Annotated in this window: 24 protein-coding genes, 1 pseudogene and 1 riboswitch; of the genes and pseudogenes, 18 read left to right on the top strand and 7 right to left on the bottom strand. The window is 36.6% G+C overall.

Annotated elements, in window-relative coordinates:
• Positions 1-13 precede the first annotated feature (13 nt).
• From C9J36_RS11650 to C9J36_RS11590, 13 genes are all read left to right on the top strand, one after another.
• Positions 14-451, top strand: a complete 438-nt coding sequence (locus tag C9J36_RS11650; protein WP_066166969.1) for a PTS mannitol transporter subunit IIA — start codon at positions 14-16, stop codon at positions 449-451.
• 1 nt (position 452) lies between these two features.
• Positions 453-1,613 carry a mannitol-1-phosphate 5-dehydrogenase gene (locus tag C9J36_RS11645; RefSeq protein WP_107943237.1) on the top strand — a complete coding sequence of 387 codons (1,161 nt, stop codon included), beginning with the start codon at positions 453-455 and terminating at the stop codon, positions 1,611-1,613.
• 23 nt (positions 1,614-1,636) lie between these two features.
• Positions 1,637-1,906: a phosphocarrier protein HPr gene (locus C9J36_RS11640; RefSeq protein WP_107943236.1), complete on the top strand. Its 270-nt coding sequence runs from the start codon at positions 1,637-1,639 to the stop codon at positions 1,904-1,906.
• Positions 1,903-3,621 (top strand): phosphoenolpyruvate--protein phosphotransferase, encoded by a 1,719-nt coding sequence (ptsP, locus tag C9J36_RS11635; RefSeq protein ID WP_235616061.1) that lies wholly within the window; start codon positions 1,903-1,905, stop codon positions 3,619-3,621. Before C9J36_RS11640 ends, ptsP begins: the two co-directional genes overlap by 4 nt.
• Before the next feature lie 607 nt (positions 3,622-4,228).
• Positions 4,229-4,462 carry a glutaredoxin family protein gene (locus C9J36_RS11630; protein WP_066166957.1) on the top strand — a complete coding sequence of 78 codons (234 nt, stop codon included), beginning with the start codon at positions 4,229-4,231 and terminating at the stop codon, positions 4,460-4,462.
• A gap of 120 nt (positions 4,463-4,582) precedes the next feature.
• Complete coding sequence (locus tag C9J36_RS11625; RefSeq protein ID WP_107943235.1) at positions 4,583-5,188, top strand: carboxymuconolactone decarboxylase family protein; 606 nt, start codon at positions 4,583-4,585, stop codon at positions 5,186-5,188.
• A 278-nt stretch (positions 5,189-5,466) separates the two neighbouring features.
• Positions 5,467-5,880, top strand: coding sequence for an OsmC family protein (locus tag C9J36_RS11620; RefSeq protein ID WP_107943234.1), 414 nt, complete (start codon positions 5,467-5,469; stop codon positions 5,878-5,880).
• Positions 5,873-6,508: a TlpA disulfide reductase family protein gene (locus C9J36_RS11615; RefSeq protein ID WP_107943233.1), complete on the top strand. Its 636-nt coding sequence runs from the start codon at positions 5,873-5,875 to the stop codon at positions 6,506-6,508. The genes C9J36_RS11620 and C9J36_RS11615 overlap by 8 nt, the downstream gene beginning before the upstream one ends.
• A gap of 82 nt (positions 6,509-6,590) precedes the next feature.
• Complete coding sequence (locus C9J36_RS17425) at positions 6,591-7,226, top strand: hypothetical protein (RefSeq protein ID WP_201261941.1); 636 nt, start codon at positions 6,591-6,593, stop codon at positions 7,224-7,226.
• Between the two features lie 4 nt (positions 7,227-7,230).
• Positions 7,231-7,986, top strand: a complete 756-nt coding sequence (locus tag C9J36_RS11605) for a cytochrome c biogenesis CcdA family protein (RefSeq protein WP_107943232.1) — start codon at positions 7,231-7,233, stop codon at positions 7,984-7,986.
• Positions 7,987-8,002: 16 nt separating this feature from the next.
• Positions 8,003-8,572: a TlpA family protein disulfide reductase gene (locus tag C9J36_RS11600; protein ID WP_235616060.1), complete on the top strand. Its 570-nt coding sequence runs from the start codon at positions 8,003-8,005 to the stop codon at positions 8,570-8,572.
• 14 nt (positions 8,573-8,586) lie between these two features.
• On the top strand, positions 8,587-9,270 hold the full coding sequence (locus C9J36_RS11595) for a response regulator transcription factor (RefSeq protein WP_107943231.1): 684 nt from the start codon (positions 8,587-8,589) through the stop codon (positions 9,268-9,270).
• Positions 9,271-9,628: 358 nt separating this feature from the next.
• A riboswitch (SAM riboswitch) is annotated at positions 9,629-9,732 on the top strand.
• 75 nt (positions 9,733-9,807) lie between these two features.
• Positions 9,808-10,545, top strand: a complete 738-nt coding sequence (locus C9J36_RS11590; RefSeq protein ID WP_107943230.1) for a cyclase family protein — start codon at positions 9,808-9,810, stop codon at positions 10,543-10,545.
• A 286-nt stretch (positions 10,546-10,831) separates the two neighbouring features.
• Here C9J36_RS11590 and C9J36_RS11580 read toward each other — a convergent pair whose 3' ends face one another.
• The 6 genes from C9J36_RS11580 to C9J36_RS11555 all read right to left on the bottom strand — a co-directional run bounded on the left by C9J36_RS11580 (position 10,832) and on the right by C9J36_RS11555 (position 15,956).
• On the bottom strand, positions 10,832-11,188 hold the full coding sequence (locus tag C9J36_RS11580) for a helix-turn-helix domain-containing protein (RefSeq protein WP_066166926.1): 357 nt from the start codon (positions 11,186-11,188) through the stop codon (positions 10,832-10,834).
• Positions 11,189-11,915: 727 nt separating this feature from the next.
• Entirely contained in the window at positions 11,916-12,695 is a 780-nt protein-coding gene (locus C9J36_RS11575; RefSeq protein WP_235616059.1) for an IclR family transcriptional regulator, read from the bottom strand.
• 26 nt (positions 12,696-12,721) lie between these two features.
• A complete protein-coding gene (locus C9J36_RS11570) occupies positions 12,722-13,708 on the bottom strand; it encodes an ABC transporter ATP-binding protein (RefSeq protein WP_107943229.1) in 987 nt (328 codons plus the stop codon).
• Positions 13,709-13,741: 33 nt separating this feature from the next.
• Positions 13,742-14,662 (bottom strand): ABC transporter substrate-binding protein, encoded by a 921-nt coding sequence (locus tag C9J36_RS11565; protein WP_107943228.1) that lies wholly within the window; start codon positions 14,660-14,662, stop codon positions 13,742-13,744.
• Between the two features lie 22 nt (positions 14,663-14,684).
• The gene (locus C9J36_RS11560) at positions 14,685-15,320 is read right to left on the bottom strand and encodes an ABC transporter permease (protein WP_201261940.1); all 636 of its coding nucleotides are present in this window, start codon (positions 15,318-15,320) and stop codon (positions 14,685-14,687) included.
• A gap of 15 nt (positions 15,321-15,335) precedes the next feature.
• Complete coding sequence (locus tag C9J36_RS11555) at positions 15,336-15,956, bottom strand: ABC transporter permease (RefSeq protein ID WP_107943227.1); 621 nt, start codon at positions 15,954-15,956, stop codon at positions 15,336-15,338.
• A gap of 907 nt (positions 15,957-16,863) precedes the next feature.
• On the opposite strand from C9J36_RS11555, the gene C9J36_RS11550 reads away from it, so the two are divergent.
• The 4 genes from C9J36_RS11550 to C9J36_RS11535 all read left to right on the top strand — a co-directional run bounded on the left by C9J36_RS11550 (position 16,864) and on the right by C9J36_RS11535 (position 22,098).
• Positions 16,864-17,622, top strand: coding sequence for an SDR family NAD(P)-dependent oxidoreductase (locus C9J36_RS11550; RefSeq protein ID WP_107943226.1), 759 nt, complete (start codon positions 16,864-16,866; stop codon positions 17,620-17,622).
• Between the two features lie 137 nt (positions 17,623-17,759).
• Positions 17,760-19,250 (top strand): FAD-binding oxidoreductase, encoded by a 1,491-nt coding sequence (locus C9J36_RS11545; RefSeq protein WP_107943225.1) that lies wholly within the window; start codon positions 17,760-17,762, stop codon positions 19,248-19,250.
• Positions 19,251-19,262: 12 nt separating this feature from the next.
• Complete coding sequence (locus tag C9J36_RS11540) at positions 19,263-20,693, top strand: FGGY-family carbohydrate kinase (protein WP_107943224.1); 1,431 nt, start codon at positions 19,263-19,265, stop codon at positions 20,691-20,693.
• A gap of 205 nt (positions 20,694-20,898) precedes the next feature.
• The gene (locus tag C9J36_RS11535; protein ID WP_107943223.1) at positions 20,899-22,098 is read left to right on the top strand and encodes an iron-containing alcohol dehydrogenase; all 1,200 of its coding nucleotides are present in this window, start codon (positions 20,899-20,901) and stop codon (positions 22,096-22,098) included.
• Between the two features lie 153 nt (positions 22,099-22,251).
• Here the strand turns inward: C9J36_RS11535 and C9J36_RS11530 are convergent, their stop codons facing one another.
• Positions 22,252-22,575, bottom strand: a complete 324-nt coding sequence (locus tag C9J36_RS11530; RefSeq protein WP_107943222.1) for a winged helix-turn-helix transcriptional regulator — start codon at positions 22,573-22,575, stop codon at positions 22,252-22,254.
• Between the two features lie 139 nt (positions 22,576-22,714).
• On the opposite strand from C9J36_RS11530, the pseudogene C9J36_RS11525 reads away from it, so the two are divergent.
• A pseudogene (locus tag C9J36_RS11525) lies at positions 22,715-23,112 on the top strand (DoxX family protein).
• Positions 23,113-23,120 lie beyond the last annotated feature (8 nt).

Genomic DNA, 23,120 nt, shown 5'->3' with positions numbered 1-23,120 from the left:
GAGGCGTTTTATAATGGCATTATCAATTTTAGTAGAAGAAAATATTTTACTTAATCAACAATTAGCAACAAAGGAGGAGGCAATTCGTTTAGCAGGGCAAATTTTAGTAGATCGTGGCTATGTAGGAACAGACTATATCGAAAAAATGTTAGAAAGAGAAGAATCACTATCCACGTTTATGGGCAATTTTGTAGCAATTCCACATGGTACAGATGATGCTAAAAAAGAAGTGAAGGAATCGGGCATTTCAATTATTCAAGTGCCAGAAGGTGTAGATTTTGGGGATGGTAACATCGTGAAATTGATTTTTGGTATTGCTGGTAAAGGCGATGACCATTTAGATATTTTATCGAATATCGCAATTGCTGTTTCGGAAGTAGAGAATGTAGAGAAGATTGTGAGCGCTACTTCAGCGAAGGACATCCTTTCCTTTTTCGAAGGAGTGAACTAATATGAAGGCTGTTCATTTTGGTGCTGGAAATATCGGGAGAGGCTTTATCGGCTTATTGCTACATCAATCGGGCTATAAAACTTGCTTTGTAGACGTGAATGAAGAGATTGTTGATTTATTAAATAATAAGCATCAATATACTGTAAAGCTTGCAGAAGCTTCAGGGGACGAGCTACTAGTCGAAAATGTTCATGCGATTAATAGTTTAAAAAACCCTGAGCTTGTCGTTGATGAGATTGCAAATGCAGATATTGTCACTGCTGCGGTAGGAGCTAACATTCTTCCATTAATTGCAGGATTAATTGCGAAGGGCTTAAAAAAACGCCTTACGCAATATAAAACACCTTTAACAATCATTGCATGTGAAAATATGATTGGTGGTAGTGCTTTTTTAAAGGAAAAGGTATATGAAGGGTTGACGAATGACGAAAAAGTCCAATTCGACATATACTTTAGCTTTCCAAATGCGGCAGTGGACCGAATTGTTCCAAACCAAACAAATGCAGATAAGCTAGCAGTAACAGTAGAGCCGTTCTATGAGTGGGTTGTGGATGAGTCCGAGATAAATGGAGCTACTCCTCAAATTCAAGGAGTTACATTTGTTCAAGACTTAGAGCCATTTATCGAGCGTAAATTGTTCACTGTCAATACAGGACATGCTGTTGTGGCTTATTTTGGTTATTTAGCTGGGATTCGCAATATGCATGAGGCGCTTGCAAATGCTGAAATAAGAGAAATCATTGAACGTGTTTTGCAGGAAACAGGCAGATATTTGATTGCAGCCTACTCCTTTGATGAAAAGGTGCATGCGGCATATGTACAAAAGATTATCGGTCGTTTCGCTAACCCATATATTTCGGATGACACGACAAGGGTAGGGCGTTCACCAATGCGTAAGCTTAAAAACAATGACAGACTTGTACGTCCTGCAATTAAATATGTAGAAATGTTCGACGATATTCCAGAGTATTTAACGAAAGGAATAGCCGCAGCCTTACATTATGATTTTAAAGAAGATGCAGAGGCGAATGAAATACAGAAAATGATTGAACAAAAAGGTATCGAATTTGCAATTGAAAAAGCTACGAGTTTACAGCCGGATACAGGGCTTTTTAAAATGATTCACAAACAGTATGATGACATGTCTTTTAAGAAAAATTAAACGATTTAAGGGAGCGGATACTTATGGCAAATCACACATACACAGTAATAGCGGAATCAGGAATTCACGCTAGACCAGCATCAGGAATTGTTCAAATCGCTTCAAAATATGTTTCAGATATTTTCATGGAGTATAAAGAGAAAAAAGTGAATTTAAAATCGATTCTTGGTGTTATGTCTCTTGGTATAGGGCAAGGAGCAAGCATTTCTATATTTGCCGAAGGAACTGACCAGCAGGAAGCAGTAGAGGCAATAGAAAGCTACCTTAAATCAGAAGGAATTATTGAGCTATGATAGGAAATTTAAAAGGAATTGCTGCATCTGGTGGCGTTGCTATCGGTAAAGCATTTTTAATGATAGAACCAGATTTAACGATTACGAAAACGACTATAGGAAGTAAAGAAGCTGAGGTCACTAAATTTTATGAGGCAGTAAATGCAGCAAAATTAGAGTTAGAAAAAATTCGTAAGCGGGCGGAAATTGATTTAGGGTCCGAAAACGCTGCTATTTTTGATGCACATTTACTCGTGCTCAGTGACCCTGAATTATTAGGAGCTGTTGAAGGGAAAATAAACGATAAAGCAATGAATGCAGAAGCGGCTTTGCAGGAAACTGCCGATACATTTATCATTATGTTTGAACAGCTTGACAACGAGTATATGCGTGAGCGAGCGGCGGATATTCGCGATGTTACAAAGCGAGTAATCGCCAAGCTGTTGAATGTAGAAATTCCGAATCTTGGATTAATCGATGAGGAAGTCATTATCGTTGCAGAAGATTTAGCACCATCGGACACAGCGCAGCTAAATAGAGCATTCGCCAAAGGGTTCACAACAAATATGGGCGGCCGCACATCACATTCCGCGATTATGGCTCGCTCTTTAGAAATCCCTGCGGTTGTTGGCACAAAAAGTGTAACAGCTACTATTAAGCCAGGGGATTTAATAATTGTCGATGGAGATAATGGCGAGGTCATCATTAATCCTGACGCTGATGTGATTGAGCGCTACAAAGCGAAAAGAAGCGAGCAAGAAGCTGAGAAACAGGCGCTTTTATTGCTTAAAAATAAGCAAACAATTACACAGGATGGCATACATGTTGAAGTAGCGGCAAACATCGGGACGCCAAAAGATGTAGCAGGCGTACTTGAAAACGGCGGAGAAGGAATCGGACTGTATCGTACGGAGTTTTTGTATATGGAGCGAGATTCATTGCCAACTGAGGAAGAGCAATTTCAAGCATATAAACAAGTGCTTGAACAAATGGGAGATAAGCCAGTTGTTGTTCGGACATTGGATATTGGGGGGGATAAACACCTTCCATATTTAGATTTACCTGAGGAAATGAATCCATTTCTTGGTTTTCGAGCAATTCGACTTTGTCTAGAGGAACAGACGATTTTCAGAACGCAACTGCGTGCATTATTGCGTGCAAGTAATTTTGGAAATTTGAAAATCATGTTTCCAATGATTGCAACTTTAGAGGAATTTAGAGAGGCAAAGGGGCTACTACAAGAAGAAAAAGAACTGCTTCACCAAGAAGGAATATTTGTATCAGAGGATATAGAAATTGGCATTATGGTAGAAATCCCTTCGACAGCAGTATTAGCAGACCAATTTGCACAGGAAGTGGACTTTTTCAGTGTTGGCACAAATGATTTAATTCAATATACGATGGCTGCAGACAGAATGAACGAGTCTGTTGCCCATTTATATCAGCCGTATCATCCGGCTATTTTGAGATTAATTAAAATGGTCATCGATGCGGCACATGCTCATAAAAAATGGGCAGGCATGTGTGGAGAAATGGCTGGAGATTCAATTGCTATTCCGTTATTGCTTGGATTGGGATTAGATGAATTTTCGATGAGTGCACCGTCCATGCTAAAAGCAAGAAAGCAAATCAATCAGCTTTCGCAAGCGAAAATGAAGCAACTTGTAGAAACGGCTTTGACAATGCAAACTTCCGAGCAAGTGAAACAATATGTTAAAGAAACGTTAAAAATATAATTAATTATAAGAAAGGGGACGTCTTAACAGTCATTTTGAGGCGTCCCCTTTGCGGCAGGGATAGTGACAATTGCAAAGCGATAGGTGCAATGGTTTTAGCGAGTATTTAATAGTGAAGCGATGGTTGCCTAAAATGTGCATACCTTTTTGAGAGCGCAATGAAAATTTACTTTTTTACTTTGACTCGGAAGAAAATCCTCTAAACTCATTGTTTTTTTGCATTTTCAAAGAACCCTCTTGTTATTTTAATTGAAGAAACACTACCAGTGGCGTCTAAAATGTTAGCTATACAGGGCTTTTAGGACGCTATTTTTTGCGTTGTATGTGTAATTCTTATTTGCTCCTGCTACACCTTTAGAAGTACAAGCAATAAGCCATTAATTTCCCTGTAAAAAGTAGATAAGTTTTTTCAGTTGACATACATTTTTTTATCAACTAATATACTGGTAGGGGTATGGGTAAAATAAATAATACCTACTTTAATAAATGGAGTTTCTATTTATTTTTTTAGTAATTTTTATACCCCTGTAGGTATGAAGTGGACATAGGAAACCAATTAATTTTTGGTGTGAAAATGGCTACAAATATTAGTTGAGGAGAGATGAAATTGAATACAGTAACGGTTTATACAACAACAAGATGTCCGTATTGTGTCATGTTAAAAAACTTTTTGTCTGAACAAAATATTGCATTTGAAGAGGTGAATGTTGAGACGAAACCCGACATTGTGCAAAAGCTTTTAAACACAACAGGACAAATGGGTGTTCCTCAGACGGAAGTGAATGGTCAATGGTTTGTAGGCTATGACCCAAATAATATTATGAAGGCATTAAAAAATTAATCTTAGTATAGGTCGTAATCGGTAAACAACAACTAAAATGATTGAAAAATTCAACTTTATTCAGTTGAGAAAATGAACTCGACTGAATAGAGTTGATTTTAATCTTTTATATAGGAGGAGATGAAAATAGTAGAACAGGAACTTTATAAAAAAATTTATGACGTAAATGAATTTTATACTGCTCTTTATAAAGGACTAAGAACATTCAAATATATGAAAAACAATAAAAAGAACAATGAGCTGTCCTCACATTTTATTGAAAGGATTATGCTGGCTGTAACAGAAGTGAATGGCTGTGAGATTTGTTCATATGCACATACAAAATATGCTTTAGAACAAGGTATGAGCAATACAGAAATAAAAATGCTTCTTTCAGGGGATACGGATGGGATTTCTGAACAGGAAATGACGGCGATTATTTTTGCGCAGCATTATGCAGATACGAGAGGGAATCCTACTAGGGAAGCATGGAATCATCTAGTGAAAGTCTATGGAACAGAAAAGGCATTAGGCATTTTGGGAGCAATTCGTGCAATAATGGCCGGAAATATATACGGAATTGCAATAAGCGCATTTAGAAGTCGGATGAAAGGTAGAAAGATTGAAAAGACCAATTTATTTTATGAAATAAAAATGCTGATGAGCATTATTATTTTTTTACCTGTTGCTGTAATTCATGGATACATATCAAATCTATTTAAAGCTCCTGTTATTAATTTTAAATAACTTCCTTTATTACAGTAGACATATGAATTGATGACATGCCGGAGTGTTTGGACACCTGCTGAAATGGGCTTAAGGAATGCAGTCATCTTACTACCTATAGAGTGGGGGGAAACTTCGCCTTACTACCAGAAAAAAATATGTGCTCCTGCGATTACTCGTCGCAAAAAAATATGTGCTCCTGCGATTACTCGTCGCAAAAAAATATTGCTGAAAGAAGTTAGATTTTAACGAAATTTTCACATTTCCATTCCATACTACAGAAGAAGGGAGATGTGAAAATGAAATTTAGCTTTGAAAATGATTGTTTAGTAGGGTATTTAGAATTTGGTAATTTATATGCGTCGCCAAATAGTTTGAAGGGGTATAAGCCTTATGAATTAATGGTAACATCTTTAGTTACGTGCAGCGGTGCATTACTTGTAAAATTACTTCAAAAAAAACGGATAGCATTTACAAATGTGTCTTTTCAAGCAGAAGGAAATCGGAATCCTGATATAGCAAATCGAATTGAGTCCATTAAAATTACAGCATATATTACATTTGAAAATGTTATTGCAAAGGAACAATTAGAGAAAATTGAACAGCTAGTAATAAAAAATTGCGGGATGCTGCAAACGATTATTGATTCTGTAAATGTTACTTATAGCATTCAAACTAAGCCAGCTTATGGAGAGGGGGATGCTTATGATTAAAAAGTATTTCCCTCTCGTAATCATAGTATTATTAGGTTGCTATGCAATTTTCGACTTTTTATTAAAAGAAGAGATGCTGGAAACTGAAGTATCGAGTGAACAAGAAATCTTGGATGAGCCTTCTAAAGATACATCTGATGATTTGGCTGAAGCTAGCTTTATAGAATCTAGCCAAACTACACCCAAAATTGAAGTTGCCCCAAGCTTTGAATTATCAGATTTGACTGGAGCAACTGTTAATCTTTCCGACTTCAAAGGAAAAATCGTGATTTTAAACTTCTGGGCCAGTTGGTGTCCGCCATGTAGGGAAGAAATGCCGCATATGCAAAGTTTTTATGAAAAAAATAAAGAGAATGACATAGAAATAATTGCTGTTAACCTTACGAATCTTGATTCGGGACAACGAGCGATTGAACAATTTGTGCAAGATTATGGATTAACATTTCCTGTATTACTAGACGAGAAAGGGAATGTCGGGATAATGTACGAAATTATGACGATACCGACGAGCTATATTTTAGATGCTGAAGGACGAATTTTCCAAAAAATAATTGGCTCAATGGATGAACAAATAATGGATGATATAGTTAATGCAATTCGAATGTACGACCAAGAACACGGGGAATAGAAATTACCCCGTGTTTTCCTTTTTGAGGGGCTTTCATCAAATTTTCATATTTATATATTAACGTATAGGCTGGAGGTGACAAATGGCTATCTTTGTAAAGCTTATTTCTATAGCTACTATTTTCTTTAGCGTTGTTGCAGGTCTAATTCTTTATTATTGGCTAAGTTCATCTAATAAAGAGGAAAAGAAACAACAATCGGAGGAAGTTATTAATTTTTTAATGAATTTTATTATTTTTATGTGGATAGGAAAAATAATAATGAATTTCCCACTTTTTATAAAAGACCCTCTTGCTGTTTTGGCCTATCCAGCTGATTCAACTTCGTTTTATTTTGCAATTATAGGAAGCATTTTACGATTAGTTTATCAACGAAAAAAGATACAGCTTCCAATTTTTATAGCTGCCCTGCTTCCTGTTATTTTAGCCGCATTATTTATGTTTGAGTTTATTCAATTTTTGCAGGATAGCAATTTATACTCTTTAGTGAATATGATTTTTTATATGTTTCTCTTAAGCATTTTTTATTACTTAAATGAACGTATGCCAGCGTTAATTTTATTTTTAATTCTTTTAATGAGTTGGTTTGTTGGAACAATGATGATGTTCTTTACACAGCCATACGTATTGTTCTTAGGGTATTTATTATCTTTGCCGTTTATTTTAATATTCTTTTTATTCAATGTTGGTGTACTGATTTATATCAAAATAAAGAGGTGACGAAATGATTATAGAAACAGATACAGTCCTTTTAATAGGAATTTTTTTAGCGTTTGGGGCGGGGGCCATTTCTTTTTTATCACCATGTGTATTACCTTTATTTCCTGCCTATTTATCCTACATTACAGGAATTAGTGTGATGGAAATTCAAGTAGAACAAACCGCTGCCATTCGAAAAAAACTATTAAGCCATTCTGTTATTTTTTTAATTGGAATTGGCGTTGTTTTTATTAGTTTAGGTGCCAGTGCTTCTTATTTAGGACAGTGGTTACAACAGTTATTCGTAGGAAATATTGCGTTACTTATACAGCGACTTGCTGGGATATTTATAATCTTTATGGGGTTAGTCGTTACGGGATGGTTAACAATACCAACCTTCATGAAGGAAAGAAGACTCCACTATACAAAAAAATCAACGAGCTATTTAGGGACATTCTTTGTTGGATTAGGTTTTGCAGCAGGCTGGACACCCTGCATCGGTCCGATTTTCGCATCGATTTTGCTGTTAGCTGCAACAAATCCAAGTCATGGTCTTCTCTATACGTTTATGTATGTAATTGGTTTTGCAGTGCCGTTTATTGTTTTAACATTTTTCATCGGTTCATCCAAATGGATTGTAGGCAAAACGGGAATCATTATGAAAGTGGGAGGGATTATGATGGTTCTCATGGGCATCCTTTTATTCTTCGGGCTAATGCCTCGTTTAAGCGCTTTTTTATTAAGGTTAATTGATGGAACATGGCTATCTAATTTAGGATAGGAGGGAGCATATAGTAGTGAAAAAAGTAGTATTAAGCTTATTTTTAATTGCAATGGTTGGTTATGCATTAGTTGAATATATATCAGCTCATTCTAGTCGAATAAGTACAAATACACCTGTTATTTCTTCTAATACTGATATGGAAATTACAGAGACAAATGATGTAGGTATTAGACGTGGGAATATTGCGCCTAATTTTACGTTGGAAACACTGGAAGGTGAGACTCTTTCACTTTCAGAATTTAAGGGGAAAAAGGTATTCCTAAATTTTTGGGCTACTTGGTGTCCACCTTGTCGAGCAGAGATGCCGGATATACAAAAATTTTCTGAAGACGAGGATGTGCTTGTTTTCGCTATTAATTTAACGTATACAGAAGATTCTTTAATAACTGTTAATAATTTCATTCAAGATAAAGGGTTCACTTCTCCAGTTTTAATTGATAAAAATGGAGAAGTCGCTGAACTGTTTCGGGTTCAGGCCTATCCGACATCTTATATGATTGATTCAAACGGGAGAATTCAGTACGTGGCATTAGGTGCACTGAATTACGATTTGATGGTTAAAGAGTTTAGGAAGTTAAAGTAATTGGGGGTGTCATTTTGAAACAAAAGATTTTAGTAGTTGAAGATGACCAAATGATTCGTAATTTAATTAAGATTTATTTACAAAAAGAAGGATATGAAGTGGTGGAAGCAACGGATGGAGAAATGGCGAAGCATGTATTTCTAACTGAGCATCCATGCTTAATTATTTTGGATTTAATGCTTCCAAAAATCAGTGGAGAACAATTATGTGAGTGGATTAAAGAGCAAGAAAGAAATGAAGTATCTATTATTATGTTAAGCGCAAAAGTACAAACTGCTGATAAAATTCATGGGCTTCGATTAGGTGCAGATGGTTATATAACAAAGCCGTTTGACCCAGAAGAATTGCTTGCTCATGTAGAAGCGATATTAAGGAGGACAGGTCAATTTTGCCAAAAAATTTCATACGGTGGTTTATGCATTAAACCAAGAAAGGGGGAGGTTGTTTTATATAATCAAAAAATTCACCTAACAAAACACGAATTTCAATTATTGTATTATTTTATGGAGAATCCAAACATTGTCATACCGCGTGAAAACTTATTGGAGCACTTATATCCACATCTTGAAAAAGAGGTGATGGAAAGAACAATTGATGCACATATAAAAAAACTTCGCGAAAAGATTGAAGAGAATTCTAGTAAGCCAAAAAGGATTCAAACAGTTCGTGGAATGGGGTATAAATTTGTTACGGAATAAACTGACGTTGTTTTTGCCAAAGAAGTTTTTATGGTGCTTAACTTTAGCGAATAATTTCATAATCATTGCTTTTATTCTAGATAGGTTCAAGCAATGGAAATATTTGTTTTTACATAGTAGTAATATATAGGGTACAAAGGAATAATTATCTCGAGAGATAATAGGAGTATTTTATATAAAATATGCCGAATTTAGCATATGGAAAGGCATAAGAGGAAATTTGCCCAATTATTGTAGTAGCGATAATTTATCCTTTATCTAAAAAGCACCCTGAGAGTAAGAGGAATAAATTAAAAAATTAATTCATATAAAACTTGTAGGATAAGAAGGGATATGCTACAATAAAAAATAATTTCATAGCTTATCAAGAGAGATTGAGGGATTTGGCCCGATGACGTCTCAGCAACCAGCTACATGTAGTATGGTGCTAATTCCAATAGGCGATAGCCTTAAAGATGAGCGTAAACGATTAATAGGAATCGAAGCTCTCTTTGTAAAAAGGGGGCTTTTTTATTTTAAAGAAAGCAGGGATGTACAATGACAAATGATTTACTACAGGCAATTGAAGTATTAAAGGGGAAGAAATGGGTGGATTTAACACATACATTCGGGCCAGATTCCCCTCATTTTTTCATGTTTGAGGATGCGAAGTTTGAAACGCTGTTTTCACATGATGAAGGTTTTTTTGCGCAGCAATTTTCATTCCCAGGTCAATATGGTACACATATTGACCCACCGATTCATTTCGTGCGTGATACACGCTACTTAGATGAGTTAAATTTGAAGGAGCTTGTGCTACCACTCGTTGTTATTGATAAGTCAAAGGAAGCGAAGGAAGATAATGATTTCACTTTAAGTGTACAGGATATTTTAGCGTTCGAGGCTGAGCATGGTGAAATTGAAGCAGGTACATTTGTTGCCTTGCGCACAGATTGGAGTAAGCGCTGGCCGGATAAAGAAGCATTTAATAACAAAGATAAGGAAGGGAATAATCATATTCCAGGCTGGGGTTTAGAGGCACTACAGTTTTTATTTAAAGAGCGTAAAGTGAGTGCTGTTGGACATGAAACATTTGATACTGATTCTGCTGCAGATTTCCTCAGAAATGGTAAGCTTGAGGGAGAATATTTTGTACTTGAGCAAGATACGTATCAAATCGAGCTATTAACCAATTTAGATCAGCTTCCAGCAAAGGGAGCCGTTATTTTTAATATCGTACCAAAGCCGGAAAAAGCATCTGGCTTCCCAGTGCGCTCATTTGCAATTTTACCTTAAATAAGGGAGGAGGGCTAAGAAGTTGTCCGAAAAGTCCATTTTGTTTTGCCACCGCATTGAAATCAGTGTTTTCATCGCTTCCCTTTTACTGAAGGATAACACTGCTAAAGCCAATGTTCATCCCATTTTTAAAAGAGGCGTTTTCTATTTATATGAATCAACATTTTGCGAAGCATCATCGCTACTGTCCAAAATGCCGGCTATGCACGGCTTTTTGGACAGCCCCACGCTACCTCTCCTTTTTAAGAATGCACACGTAAAATAGTAATTCTTCTTGAAATAGCCGTTATTTTTTCTCGTTTAGAGTGGCTATAAATTCTTTTGTTGTGTTGTAAATGTATTGGATTTCTTTAGTGGAAAGCCCCTTTAATAGCTCTTGCTGATAATATATCAACGTTTCCTTTGTTTCAATATCTGGTGATTTCGCTACATCCCCAAAATTGAAAAGTTCGTGTAAATCAATTTCTAAAGCATTAAGTATATTTTCTAAAGTGCTAATTGTTAAATTAGCAACTCCTCGTTCTATTTCAGAAATACGTGGTCGTGTTATACCCGCCCTCTCACCTAATTGCTCCTGAGTAAGGTTTTTACGTTTTCGATAGCGTTTTATTTGAGTTCCCAGTAAAATATTCAGTTTGGACATAGTGTTCACCTCTCCTAGTACTAAGATTAGTGAACTTGTACCAGAAAATATGTACTAATATAGTGTCCTTAATAATGTTATGTATACTATAATGGTTCATTTATGGTGAAAGGATATTTTAATGATTAGTTTTTAGAAAAAAGTAAGATTTATTTAGTCGATTAATAAGACTTATAAACGAGAAAATTACGATAAAATCATTTTTCCATTTGTAATTTTAACTGCTATTAGCAAAGTTATTTGCGACGAGTAACCGCAGGAGCACAAGTTATTTGCGACGAGTAACCGCAGGAGTATATTATTTTTATACCGATAGCTACAGAAATCTCCCACTTCTATAAGTGACAAGATGAATGCAAGCATTAGACTTGTTTCAGTGGCTGTTCAAACACCCGCTGATAATGAGGAGCTAAGTACGTCCCGTAACAGGAACTAAGTGTCTAACATCGTGTAGGTCTAAGCGCCAGTGGATGTTACAGATTTTGAAGGGAGCTTTGCATGATGCAGGTCAGTTAACCGCTGGTGCATGTTGTGATGGTTTTAATTCAACTTCCTTGAAATAATCTGGAAGAGAGGCGTAATTGATAATTGCAAGAAACGGTTTGAAAATCCATGTTTGCAATCTTTTATAACGGCATATGATTTTCTAAACGTTAGCTCTTTCGATAAAAACAAAAAGTGTCTGAAAAGCAGTGCGTTCCCATGTTTTTCAGACACCTCTCTATAATTATGGAAGATTAAGACTTTTTGAAATTTCATTTGCTTCGTGGACGGCACGAACACCGGCAGACATAACTTTGTCTCGGGTAAAACGGAAGCCCGGTCCAGCGATTGAAAGAAAAGCAATCATATTGCCTTCCGAGTCGAGAATGGGGGTTGAGATGCCATTTTCATTTTCATCGAGTTCGCCAAAGGTTGTTCCGAAGCCGCGTTCACGAATGATTTGCAGCTCTTTTTTGAGCTCCTGCGGGTCTGTCATTGTAAAGGGTGTCACTTGTTTTAATGGTTTTTCTAAGTAAATATTTAATTCTTCTTCTGACCAACTGCTTAAAAATAACTTTCCATTAGAAGAAGAGTGTAGTGGTGACATTTCATTTACATAATCTGCAATACGAATACTATGGGATGGATTAATTTGTTCAACCGTCAGTATTTGTGATGACTTAGGAACACCTAACAAGACAGATTCTTGGAAGAAATCACGTAATCGCTCCATACTAGGTAATGCACGACGAATTAAATGACTATAATTATCCGTGTTTGCCGCTAATCGAATGATTTCATAGCCTATTTGATAGCCTTTCGTTAAAGGGTCTCTTTCGATTAAGTTATGGCTTTCTAGTGTTGATAGCATGCGCCAAACTGTAGTACGATTCATGCCTGTTGCACTAACTAAATCTGCTAATTGAATAGGAGAACGATTATTTGCAATAATTTTTAGTAAAGAAATTGCTCGATCCACTGCCTGTACTGTAGGGCCTTCGATTTTATTCATACGATTATTCATAACAAATTTGCTTCCCACCTTTTATTTCATAGTAGTGAAGGTGATTGACTCTCATCAAGTGTTAAAGCCATTAATAATTGATCAAAAGAAATCGTATCAATTTTTGTATTCGTATCATCATAAATAGTAAACTCTTTTTTACCTGTTTCTACAAACCTTGCGAAAACGTCTTTAACAGAAGTATTTATATGGAATCCATCCTCGAAAAATACGGAGCTTAACTCACTACTGCTCGAATAATTTATTATATCACATAAGCGAAGAAGATTCATACGTCGGTAAATATCGCGATTGCCAACTAATTTTTTGACAAATTCAGTTCGGGGATTTGTAATGATTTCATACGGTGTATCGAATTGTACAATTTCCCCTTTTTCCATAATAATGATTCGGTCTGCTAATCTGATTGCTTCATCTACATCATGAGTGACAAATAGAATCGTTTGCTTCAATTGACGCTGAATTTTATGCAGTTCATCTTGCAGGCTAGTTCGTGTAATCGCATCAATTGCTCCAAATGGCTCATCCATTAGTAAAATCGAAGGATTAGCGGCCATTGCGCGGGCAATACCTACACGTTGCTGCTGACCTCCCGAAAGCTGGTTTGGATAGCGCTTTCTAAATTGATTAGGGTCGAGATGAACTAATGTTAAAAGCTCATCTACCCGTTTCGTTATTGCTTCTTGTTCCCATTTTAATAATTGTGGGACAACTGAAATATTTTGTTCTATCGTCATATGAGGAAATAAGCCATTCTGTTGAATAACGTATCCAATTTGTCGGCGAAGCTCCTCTGGCTTAAATTTCATTACATCTTGTCCATTTATTTCAATAGAGCCTGAAGTCAGTTCATAAATTCGATTCGTCATTTTTAATAATGTTGTTTTTCCACAACCAGAAGGACCTAAAAATACGATGAATTCGCCCTCATTAATCGTTAAATTAATATTATTTACGGCAGGAGCTTGTGCATTTGGATATTGTTTGCACAAATTTTTATAGACGATACTCATTTTGAACCTCCATTCATATCAAATAGATTGACGTTAATTATTTTTTAATAAGTTATGTTCTTTTAAAAATGCTGTTGCTACATCTTCTACTTCTTCCTTTGCATCGCCATCAATTTGCCAATTCATTTTTTGAACCGCTTCATCTGTTAATAATGGAGCAAGTTCGTCTAAGCGCTGTTGGATGGATGGGTAAGCTTTTAAAATATCTTCGCGAATCAATGGGGCAACATTGTATGCAGGGAAGAAGTCTTGTTCATCTGCAAGTAACTTTAAATCGTAACCGCTAATTTGGCCATCTGTACCAATGACTACTGTTACATCAGATTCATCTTCTAATAATGGTTGGTAGCGTAAGTTATAGTCGATTTGGAATTGCTTTTTAAAAGTGAAGCCACCTTGGTCAGCATATAGTTTTTGAAGACCTAATAAGCCATCCTCGCGTAAATCGAATTCTTGTGGGAAAGATAATATTAAGCTATTTGCATTGTCAGCTAAATCACTAAATGTTTCGATTCCGAGCTGTGATGCTAAGTCCTTTTTCATTGCAAAGCCATATGTGCTGTTGTGTGCTGCGGGCTCTAAGTACTCTAAGCCGATTTTTTTGAATTCTTCACGTACATAATTTAAAACCTTTTCTTGGTCACGCTCCACTGGCTGTTGGAACATCACTGTTAATGCTGTCCCTGTATATTCAGGATAGATGCTTAAATCTCCTTTTTTCAGCGCTTCATATGTTGGATTTGTACCACCTAAAAACAATTTACGCTCTACTTTGATGCCCTCATCTTCTAATATTTGCGCATACATTTCACCCATCAGTTGATTTTCCGTGTTGTCTTTTGAACCGACAATAACTGTTGGTTGGTCTGAATCACCTGATTTAGAAGAGCAAGCAGATAAAACTGAAATAGTCATTACTGTGATAAATATTAGAATAAGCTTTTTAAATTTCATAATAGTAAATCCTCCTAAAATATTAGTTGTAGAATACGAGCTTTTTTTGAATAAAACTTAAAATAAACTCACTTGATATGGCTAAAATTGCTACTGGGACAGCCCCGAGTAATAAAATACTTTGGCTCATCATCCCTACGCCACTAATAATATAGTTTCCTAAACCACCACCTCCAATCATGACAGCTAATGTAGCACTTGCTATAACTTCAACATTTGCCGTACGAATACCCGTTAATACAATGGGGAGCGCTAGCGGTAATTCAATTTTAAAAATCGTTTGGAGTTTAGTCATTCCCATTCCATACGCTGCTTCTCGAATATTCGGATTAATATCACGGAAAGCAATATAAGTATTAATGATAATCGGTGGACACGCTAAAATTGTAAGCGCTAACACAGCGGGTTTAAAACCAACACCTAAAATAGGAAGTGCTAGTGCTAGTATAGCGAGACTAGGAACAACGCGAATCATATTAATAATATCTATTACAAAAGGTGCTATATTTACTTTCCTTGAAATCCAAATGCCGAGAGGTACGCAAATGACAATAGCAATTAAAATGGCGGTTAAACTTAGCAGAATATGTGAACCTAAATTTGTATAAAATGTTGTTGAATTTGTTGCAAAATAATTTTTTATTTCGGTAAATAGCAAATTATTCACCCCCCTTTAACTAATCTTTGGTCTAAACGCTTTATCAAGCATTCTGAAAATAATATCTGCAAGGATAGCTAGTAAAGCAATTGAGATTGTACCTGCAATAATTTTCTCTGTATGCTGTGAGCGCAAGCCTTGGAAAATTAAAGAGCCGAGACCGCCAGCACCAATCCAAGCAGCTATAGATGCGATAGAAATAATAGAAACAGTTGCAACTCGAATACCAGCTAGTACGACAGGGACGGCAAGTGGTACTTCGATTCTTCTTAAAATCTGCCATTTAGTCATGCCCATCCCTTTTGCAGATTCAATAATTAATGGGTCAATTCCATCAATCGCAGCAACAATATTACGTACTAAAATCATTTGACTATAGGCAACAAGCCCAATAATGGCAGTTGTTTTTCCTAATCCTGTATAAGGAATTAATGTTGCAAACAAAGCTAAGCTAGGGATTGTGTAAATTAATCCTAAGAGCGATGTAATAGGTGTGTGGAAGCGTCGGTATTTCAAAACTAAAACGCCTATTGGAATCGCGACAATAAGTGCAATGCCTAAACTAGCAAAGGTTAAAAATAGGTGCTCGCCTAACAGCTTCAATATACTGTTCAAATTGTTGAATAAATAGCCCATACATACCTCCTAATAATTATAATATTCAGAATAATAAGTTCGCATAATGAACTAGTTATTCGTATTTTGCAACTTTACAAAAGTATAAACTGTATAATTTATCTTCGTCAATCTATTTTTTTCTTTATTTTTTGGCTTTTTTCTATATTGACAGTATTTACGAAATAGTCTTATAATTTCATCAATAATCAAATTGCGAAAAATATGTTCATATTACGAACTTATTTTACTTGATTTAAGAAGTGGAGGATAAGACATGGGCATGATGGCTTGAGAAATAGAAAAGCCATTAATCATTGAAAGGTAAATTAGATGAATTATAAGGATATTGAATTTTGTCATGCTAGTAGTTTGCAAATTTATCCCGCATTAACGGGCAGTAAGCCTCCCACTTTCAGACTTAAGTGAAAAACGGCTAAAGGATAAGTGGGAGAACAACTGCCCGTAAAAGCCCGATTGGTTCAACTAACAATCCGTGGAGAAAAACCTCCATGGATTGGAGTTTCACTTTATCCCGCATTAACGGGCAGTAAACCTCCGACTTCCAGACTTAAGTGAAAATCGGCTGAAGGATAAGTGGGAGGTCAACTGCCCGTAAAAGCCCGACTGGTTCAACTAACAATCCGTGGAGAAAAGCCTCCACAGATTGAAGTTTCACTTTATCCCGCATTAACGGGCAGTAAGCCTCCCACTTTCAGACTTAAGTGAAAAGCGGTTAAAGGATAAGTGGGAGAACAACTGCCCGTAAAAGCCCGATTGGTTCAACTAACAATCCGTGGAGAAAAGCCTCCACGGATTGGAGTTTCACTTTATGGATTGCGATAAATAGCTAGTGAATAGATGAAAAAGTAACAGCAAATTAAAAGTGAAGGAGATGAAAAAATTGAGTACTATCACACAGTTTTCAATGGATTATTTTAATTTAAAAGGAAAGGTCGCAATTATCACAGGAGGAAATTCAGGTATTGGTCAAGCATTAGCACTTGCTTTAGCGAAGGCTGGTGCGAATATTTTTGTGGTTAGTGTCGCGGATGACAATGGTGAAACGAAGTCATTGATTGAGGCAGAGGGAGTGCAATATCATGCGATGTTTGCTGATATTACTGCAGAGGGGGCTTGCGCGGAAGTTGCCAAATCTTGTGTTGAGCATTTTGGGAAAATTGATATTTTAATGAACAATGCTGGCATTTGTATTAATGAGCCTGATGTCACAAAATTTACGCGTGTGCAATGGGATAAAATGATTGCCCTTAATTTAACGGCTAGCTTTGAATTAGCACATGAAGTAGCGAAATATTTTATACCTCAAAAGTCAGGGAAAATTATTAATACATGCTCTTTATTTTCTTATTTAGGTGGACAATGGTCCCCAGCATATGCAGCAAGTAAGCATGGTTTAGCTGGCTTTACTAAAGCATATTGTGACGAACTGGCTCAGTTTAATATTCAAGTAAACGGTATTGCCCCGGGGTATTTTGCAACCGCTGTCACAGCAGATACTCGTGCAAATGCAGAAGCGAATCAGCGCGTATTAAACCATATTCCTGCCAATCGTTGGGGTGAGTTGAAAGATTTAATGGGGGCGGCTGTATTTTTAGCCTCGGAAGCATCGAATTATGTAAATGGAACTTTATTAAATGTTGATGGTGGTTATCTAGTTAGATAGATGAATGTTGCTTTATCCTGCATTAACGGGCAGTAAGCCCCACTGATTGAAGTTTCGCTTTATCAAATGGGTGTAACACCTATGATTAGCGGCTTGTTAATTATACACATAGTAAAAAATAAAGGAGCGAATGGACGATGACACAGGAAATTTTACAAAAGAAAGAGCATTTACTTGATGCATTGCGTCAGGTGATTGCATCAGAGCGAATTAATGCAGAGGAAGAAGCTTTATATGATGCTTCAGCAGACCGTTATAAAAAATATGCGAAGGCAAAAAAGGCGTTAGATACCCCCCTTCCAATTGCGATTGTTTACCCAATAAATGCGCAGGAAGTACAAGCATTACTTATGTTTTGTAATGAGCATTTTATTAATGTTATCCCACGTAGCGGTAAAACATCGACAGAGGGAGGGTTAGAGAACTGGAAGGATTTAACGATTGTAATCGATTGCTCTAAAATGAATCAAATTATTAAAATCGACCCTTATAATATGCAAGCAACAGTACAAGCAGGTGTACCATTACAAATATTAGAAGATGAATTAAGAAAAATTGGCTACACAACTGGGCATTCCCCGCAATCTAAACCGGTCGCACAGTATGGTGGATTGCTAGCAACACGTAGTATTGGTCAATTTTCAACGCTTTACGGTGCTATTGAGGATATGGTTGTTGGTCTAGAATGTGTTTTCCCAACAGGGCATATTTCCAAAATTAAAAATGTCTCACGCCGAGCTGGTGGTCCAGATATTCGCCATATTGTCATCGGAAATGAAGGAGCATTATGCGTTATTACAGAGGTAACGATTAAAATTTTTAAATATTACCCAAGCAATCATGTATTCCAAAGCTATTTAGTTAAAGATATTGAAACGGGAATCAAAATATTGCGTGAGGTCATCGTCAATGGCTTCCGCCCATCAGTAGCAAGAGTTTATTCAGAGGAAGATGCAAGGCAGCATTTTGCTCATTTCTATAAAGAAAAATGCGTGCTCATCTTTATGTCTGAAGGACCGAAAAGTATTGTAGAGGCAACAAGTATAGCAATTGAAGAGGCAGTGGAGCAGTTCAAAGACGATGTCATTGAGGAAGTAGAGCCTATACTAATTGAAAGATGGTTCAATCAATTAAACTGGACACAGGAAAATTTAGATGCAGAATTTGAGCGTATGGTGAAATTAAGTGAGCATGATGGCTTTACAACAGAAATTTCAGGTGATTGGGAAACGATTCCTAAAATATACAATAACGTAATTCAGCGCATTCGTACGGAATTCCCTCACGCAAAGGATTTAACGATGCTTGGTGGGCATTCTTCTCATAGCTATCTAAATGGGACAAATATGTACTTTGTTTATAACTACAATATTAACTGCGAGCCTGATGAGGAAATGATTACGTATCATCATCCGCTTCAAACAATTATTGTGGAAGAAACGTTGAAACTTGGGGGCTCGATGTGTCATCATCACGGTATTGGTAAATATCGCTCTGAATGGACAAAAGAAGAGCATGGCTCAGCATACTATATGTTGGAGCAATTAAAGGCTGCCTTTGACCCGAATGGTATTATGAATCATGGTACGATTTTCCCTCAAAAAGAAATTAACAAGTTCATTAAATAATGAGGTGGCTGTTTGAAAAAATATATTTTAGCTATTGATAATGGTTCACAAAGCACAAAGGTAGCTTTATATGATTTAGAAGGGAATGAGGCTTCATATGGCTCGTTTCCGCTACGTGAACCTTTAACACCAGCACCAGGTGTTGTTGAGCATCCAGATGATGATTTATGGCATAGTGTGACGAAGGCGATTGAACAATGCTTAAAGAATTTCCAAGGTGATTTGGAGCATATTATTGGCATTGGTCTTTGTACGATCCGTTGTTGCCGAGTGTTATTAAACGAACAATTTCAATTAGCTTCTCCTGTCATGAGCTGGATGGATGCGCGGTTAAATGCGCCTTATCGACATGAGGACGAGCATGTACATTATGTAACGACGACTTCGGGTTATATTAATTTTCGCTTAACTGGCGAAATAAAAGATAGTGCAGCAAATTATGAGGTTCATTGGCCATTAGATTATAGGACATTAAATTGGTTTGAAGATGAGACGAAAATTGCAGCCTTTGGTTTGAAGCGTAGCATGTTATTTGAGCTTGTGAAACCAGGAGAGAAATTAGGTAATTTACGTAAAGAACTAGCAGAGAAGTGGGGGCTACCCTCTGCGATTCCGGTAGTAGCAACTGCTAACGATAAAGCGGTAGATGTGCTCGGCTCTGGTATCCATGATGAATCCACGATGATGATTTCATTAGGTACATTTATTTCAGCAATGACGCTAAGCGATTATTATTTTGATAATGCCAAGAGTTTTTTTCCGACGCTTGCTAGCATCCCGTTTAAATATGTGTATGAAACAAATGGGATTAGGCGGGGGATGTGGACAGTTAGCTGGTTTAAAAAATTAATTGGTGAAAATCTATTGCTACAATCAAATAAAAATTCGATGAGCGAAGAAGGTTATTTGAATAAAATGGCAGAAGGCATACCTGTAGGAAGTGATGGTTTAATTACAATACTGGATTGGCTACCACCACCATCAGCACCTTATAGAAAAGGGATTATGCTTGGTTTTGACCAAAGGCATACGGCATTTCATATTTATCGTTCTATTTTAGAGGCAATTGCGTTTAATATAAAAAATAATGTAGATGAAATGCTTGATGAAACGGACGGGAAAATGGAACGAATCATTATTAATGGCGGCGGAGCTAAAAGCGATGTGCTTGCGCAAATTATTGCAGATCTATTTAATTTACCTGTGATGCGCCGTAAAGGCAGTAGCAGTGCATGCTTAGGAGCAGCAATTTGTACAGCCAAGTATTTAAATATTTATGAAACCTTTAGCGCTGCTAGTGAGGCAATGATTCGAACAGAAAAAATTTTTTATCCAAATAGTAATAACCATGTACTTTATAATCGAATCAATGAGCAAGTGATTAAAAAAGTTCGGCAGCATACGGATGAAATATTAAAGCTTTCCTATCCTATTTTTCAATAAATAAATTTATGTAAGAGGAACCTTCTAATCAACTATGAGATGGAAGGTTCTTTTTGGACAGTAGCGATGATGTTTGACAAAATGTGAACTCCCCTAAATAGAGAACACCTCTTTTAAAAATAGACTTTTCAGACAACTTTATTTCCTTCCCATCGGAATTCCATTAAACTAAATTTAGATGTTACATTGAAGGGATGGGGTTGCTATGAAGGAAACGTATTTTCGTGCTTATCAAATGGTTCATAAGCAAGCTTTGAAAGTGATGAAGTGGCGAAAGCCTGTTTTAATCGAAGGGGAGAATGCCTTACTGAGATTACCGCAAATCATTACCGACAATGATATAAAGAGGGTTTTGATTGTGACAGACAAAGGTATTGTTAAGGCAGGATTGATGAAGCATTTATTAGTCGCATTCGATAAAGTTGGCATTGAATATACAATTTATCAGGATACTGTGCCAAATCCGACGATTGATAATATTGAGGACGCTTTAGCGCTTTATAAGGCACAGCGTTGTCAGGGGATTATTGCATTTGGTGGTGGTTCACCGATGGATTGTGCGAAGGGTGTTGGCGCAAGAGTGGCACGCCCAAATAAAACGATAGAGCAATTAAAGGGGCAGCTAAAAGTGAATAAAGCAATTCCACCACTTTTTGCGATTCCAACGACTGCGGGTACAGGGAGTGAAACGACATTGGCGGCAGTTGTCTCGAATAGCCGTACACATGAAAAATATGCGCTTATGGACTTGTCGCTCATTCCTCATTTTGCGGTGCTTGACCCCGTGTTAACGCTAAATTTACCAAAGCATATAACTGCTACAACAGGGATGGATGCTTTAACACATGCGATTGAGGCTTATATTGGTCGCAGTAATACGAGTGAAACGAAAATGTGTAGCGAGGAGGCAGTGCGGCTTATTTTTAGCAATCTTTTAACGGCTTATGAGGATGGACAAAATATAGCAGCTCGTAAAAATATGCAGAAAGCCTCGTTTTTAGCGGGTGTAGCCTTTACGAGGGCATTTGTCGGCTATGTACATGCGATTGCTCATACATTAGGCGGTTTTTATAAAACGCCTCATGGCTTAGCTAATGCTGTGATTTTACCTTATGTTTTAGAATATTATGGGGACGCAGTTTATGACCAGTTAGCTAAGCTATCCGACGTTATAGGATTATCAAATAAAGAATATAGTAATGAAGCAAAGGCAAAGCAGCTCATAAGTAAAATTCGGGAATTAAATGCTAAGATGGGAATTCCCGAAAAAATCGAAGGTATTGAAGAAAAGGATATTCCGTTAATGGTAGAACGCGCATATCGAGAGGCGAATCCGTTATACCCCGTACCAAAAATTTTAGATAAGCATCAATTAACTGAGCTTTATTATTTAATTAAAGAGTAAAAACTCCTAAATCGCTCATAAAAAGTATAAATTCGCTCATAAAACATCCGAATTCGCTCGTAAAACGGCAATTTTCGCTCATAACATATGCATTAATGGAAAAAATCGAAGGCTGTTCGAAAACGTACGTTTTCGAACAGCCTCTTTTTACGCCTACTGCTTTGATTCAGAGACGACCCATTGCTGTGACCAGTTTTCGATTGTTCTTAAAATCGGCTCTATGGAATGGCCTTTTTCTGTTAATGAATATTCAATAACTACTGGTGTTTCTGGTATAACCTCACGTTTAACGACCTCTTGCTGTTCTAATTCCTTCAAACGCTCAGACAATACTTTGCTGCTAATGCCGATTGCAGATTGAATTTCACTGAATCGTTGCGAGCCTGATAGTAATTGATAAATAACTAATGCAGTCCATCTTTGACTTAATAATGAGATGGCTTTTTCAAATTTTGGGCAAATTGTTGGCTGTTTCATGTTTTCATTACACCTCGCTTAATTAAATTATAACACAAAATAATAAATTGATTACAAAACGAAATTAAGTTACTTGACAAAATATAATTACGTAAGTAAACTAGGTTACATAAAGTAAGTATCTAAGGAGAAAACAGTAATGAATGCTAATGAAATAGGGAAAGTTATTTTAAGAGCCATATTAGGCCTTACGTTTTTTATTCACGGTTTTTCAAAGTTTCAAGGTGGAATTGCCAATACCGCAGGGTTTTTCGATAGCATAGGTGTTCCAGGATTCATGGCGTATGTTGTAGCAGTAATTGAATTGGTAGGTGGCATTATTTTGATTCTCGGTTTAGGAACACGAGTTGTTTCGATGCTACTTGCAGTATTATGATAGGTGCCATTTTTACTGTGAAGCTTTCAGCCGGTTTTCTTGGTGATGGTCAAATGGCAGGCTACGAGCTGGAATTGCTTTTATTAGCGATGTCTGTTTATTTCATTTTTACAAATCAATCAAAAATTTCTTTAGACCAAAAATTTTCAACTAATGATTAGGGGGATTA

The organism is Metasolibacillus fluoroglycofenilyticus, assembly GCF_003049645.1.
GTDB lineage: Bacteria > Bacillota > Bacilli > Bacillales_A > Planococcaceae > Metasolibacillus > Metasolibacillus fluoroglycofenilyticus.
Note: the sequence above shows the minus strand (reverse complement) of the source record. Positions and strands in the feature narration are given on the sequence as shown.

Coding starts and splice junctions, on each gene's coding strand:
- C9J36_RS11650 (WP_066166969.1), top strand. CDS start 14: ATGGCATTATCAATTTTAGTAGAAGAAAATATTTTACTTAATCAACAA.
- C9J36_RS11645 (WP_107943237.1), top strand. CDS start 453: ATGAAGGCTGTTCATTTTGGTGCTGGAAATATCGGGAGAGGCTTTATC.
- C9J36_RS11640 (WP_107943236.1), top strand. CDS start 1,637: ATGGCAAATCACACATACACAGTAATAGCGGAATCAGGAATTCACGCT.
- ptsP (WP_235616061.1), top strand. CDS start 1,903: ATGATAGGAAATTTAAAAGGAATTGCTGCATCTGGTGGCGTTGCTATC.
- C9J36_RS11625 (WP_107943235.1), top strand. CDS start 4,583: ATGAAAATAGTAGAACAGGAACTTTATAAAAAAATTTATGACGTAAAT.
- C9J36_RS11620 (WP_107943234.1), top strand. CDS start 5,467: ATGAAATTTAGCTTTGAAAATGATTGTTTAGTAGGGTATTTAGAATTT.
- C9J36_RS11615 (WP_107943233.1), top strand. CDS start 5,873: ATGATTAAAAAGTATTTCCCTCTCGTAATCATAGTATTATTAGGTTGC.
- C9J36_RS17425 (WP_201261941.1), top strand. CDS start 6,591: ATGGCTATCTTTGTAAAGCTTATTTCTATAGCTACTATTTTCTTTAGC.
- C9J36_RS11605 (WP_107943232.1), top strand. CDS start 7,231: ATGATTATAGAAACAGATACAGTCCTTTTAATAGGAATTTTTTTAGCG.
- C9J36_RS11590 (WP_107943230.1), top strand. CDS start 9,808: ATGACAAATGATTTACTACAGGCAATTGAAGTATTAAAGGGGAAGAAA.
- C9J36_RS11580 (WP_066166926.1), bottom strand. CDS start 11,188: ATGTCCAAACTGAATATTTTACTGGGAACTCAAATAAAACGCTATCGA.
- C9J36_RS11575 (WP_235616059.1), bottom strand. CDS start 12,695: ATGAATAATCGTATGAATAAAATCGAAGGCCCTACAGTACAGGCAGTG.
- C9J36_RS11570 (WP_107943229.1), bottom strand. CDS start 13,708: ATGAGTATCGTCTATAAAAATTTGTGCAAACAATATCCAAATGCACAA.
- C9J36_RS11565 (WP_107943228.1), bottom strand. CDS start 14,662: ATGAAATTTAAAAAGCTTATTCTAATATTTATCACAGTAATGACTATT.
- C9J36_RS11555 (WP_107943227.1), bottom strand. CDS start 15,956: ATGGGCTATTTATTCAACAATTTGAACAGTATATTGAAGCTGTTAGGC.
- C9J36_RS11550 (WP_107943226.1), top strand. CDS start 16,864: ATGGATTATTTTAATTTAAAAGGAAAGGTCGCAATTATCACAGGAGGA.
- C9J36_RS11545 (WP_107943225.1), top strand. CDS start 17,760: ATGACACAGGAAATTTTACAAAAGAAAGAGCATTTACTTGATGCATTG.
- C9J36_RS11535 (WP_107943223.1), top strand. CDS start 20,899: ATGAAGGAAACGTATTTTCGTGCTTATCAAATGGTTCATAAGCAAGCT.
- C9J36_RS11530 (WP_107943222.1), bottom strand. CDS start 22,575: ATGAAACAGCCAACAATTTGCCCAAAATTTGAAAAAGCCATCTCATTA.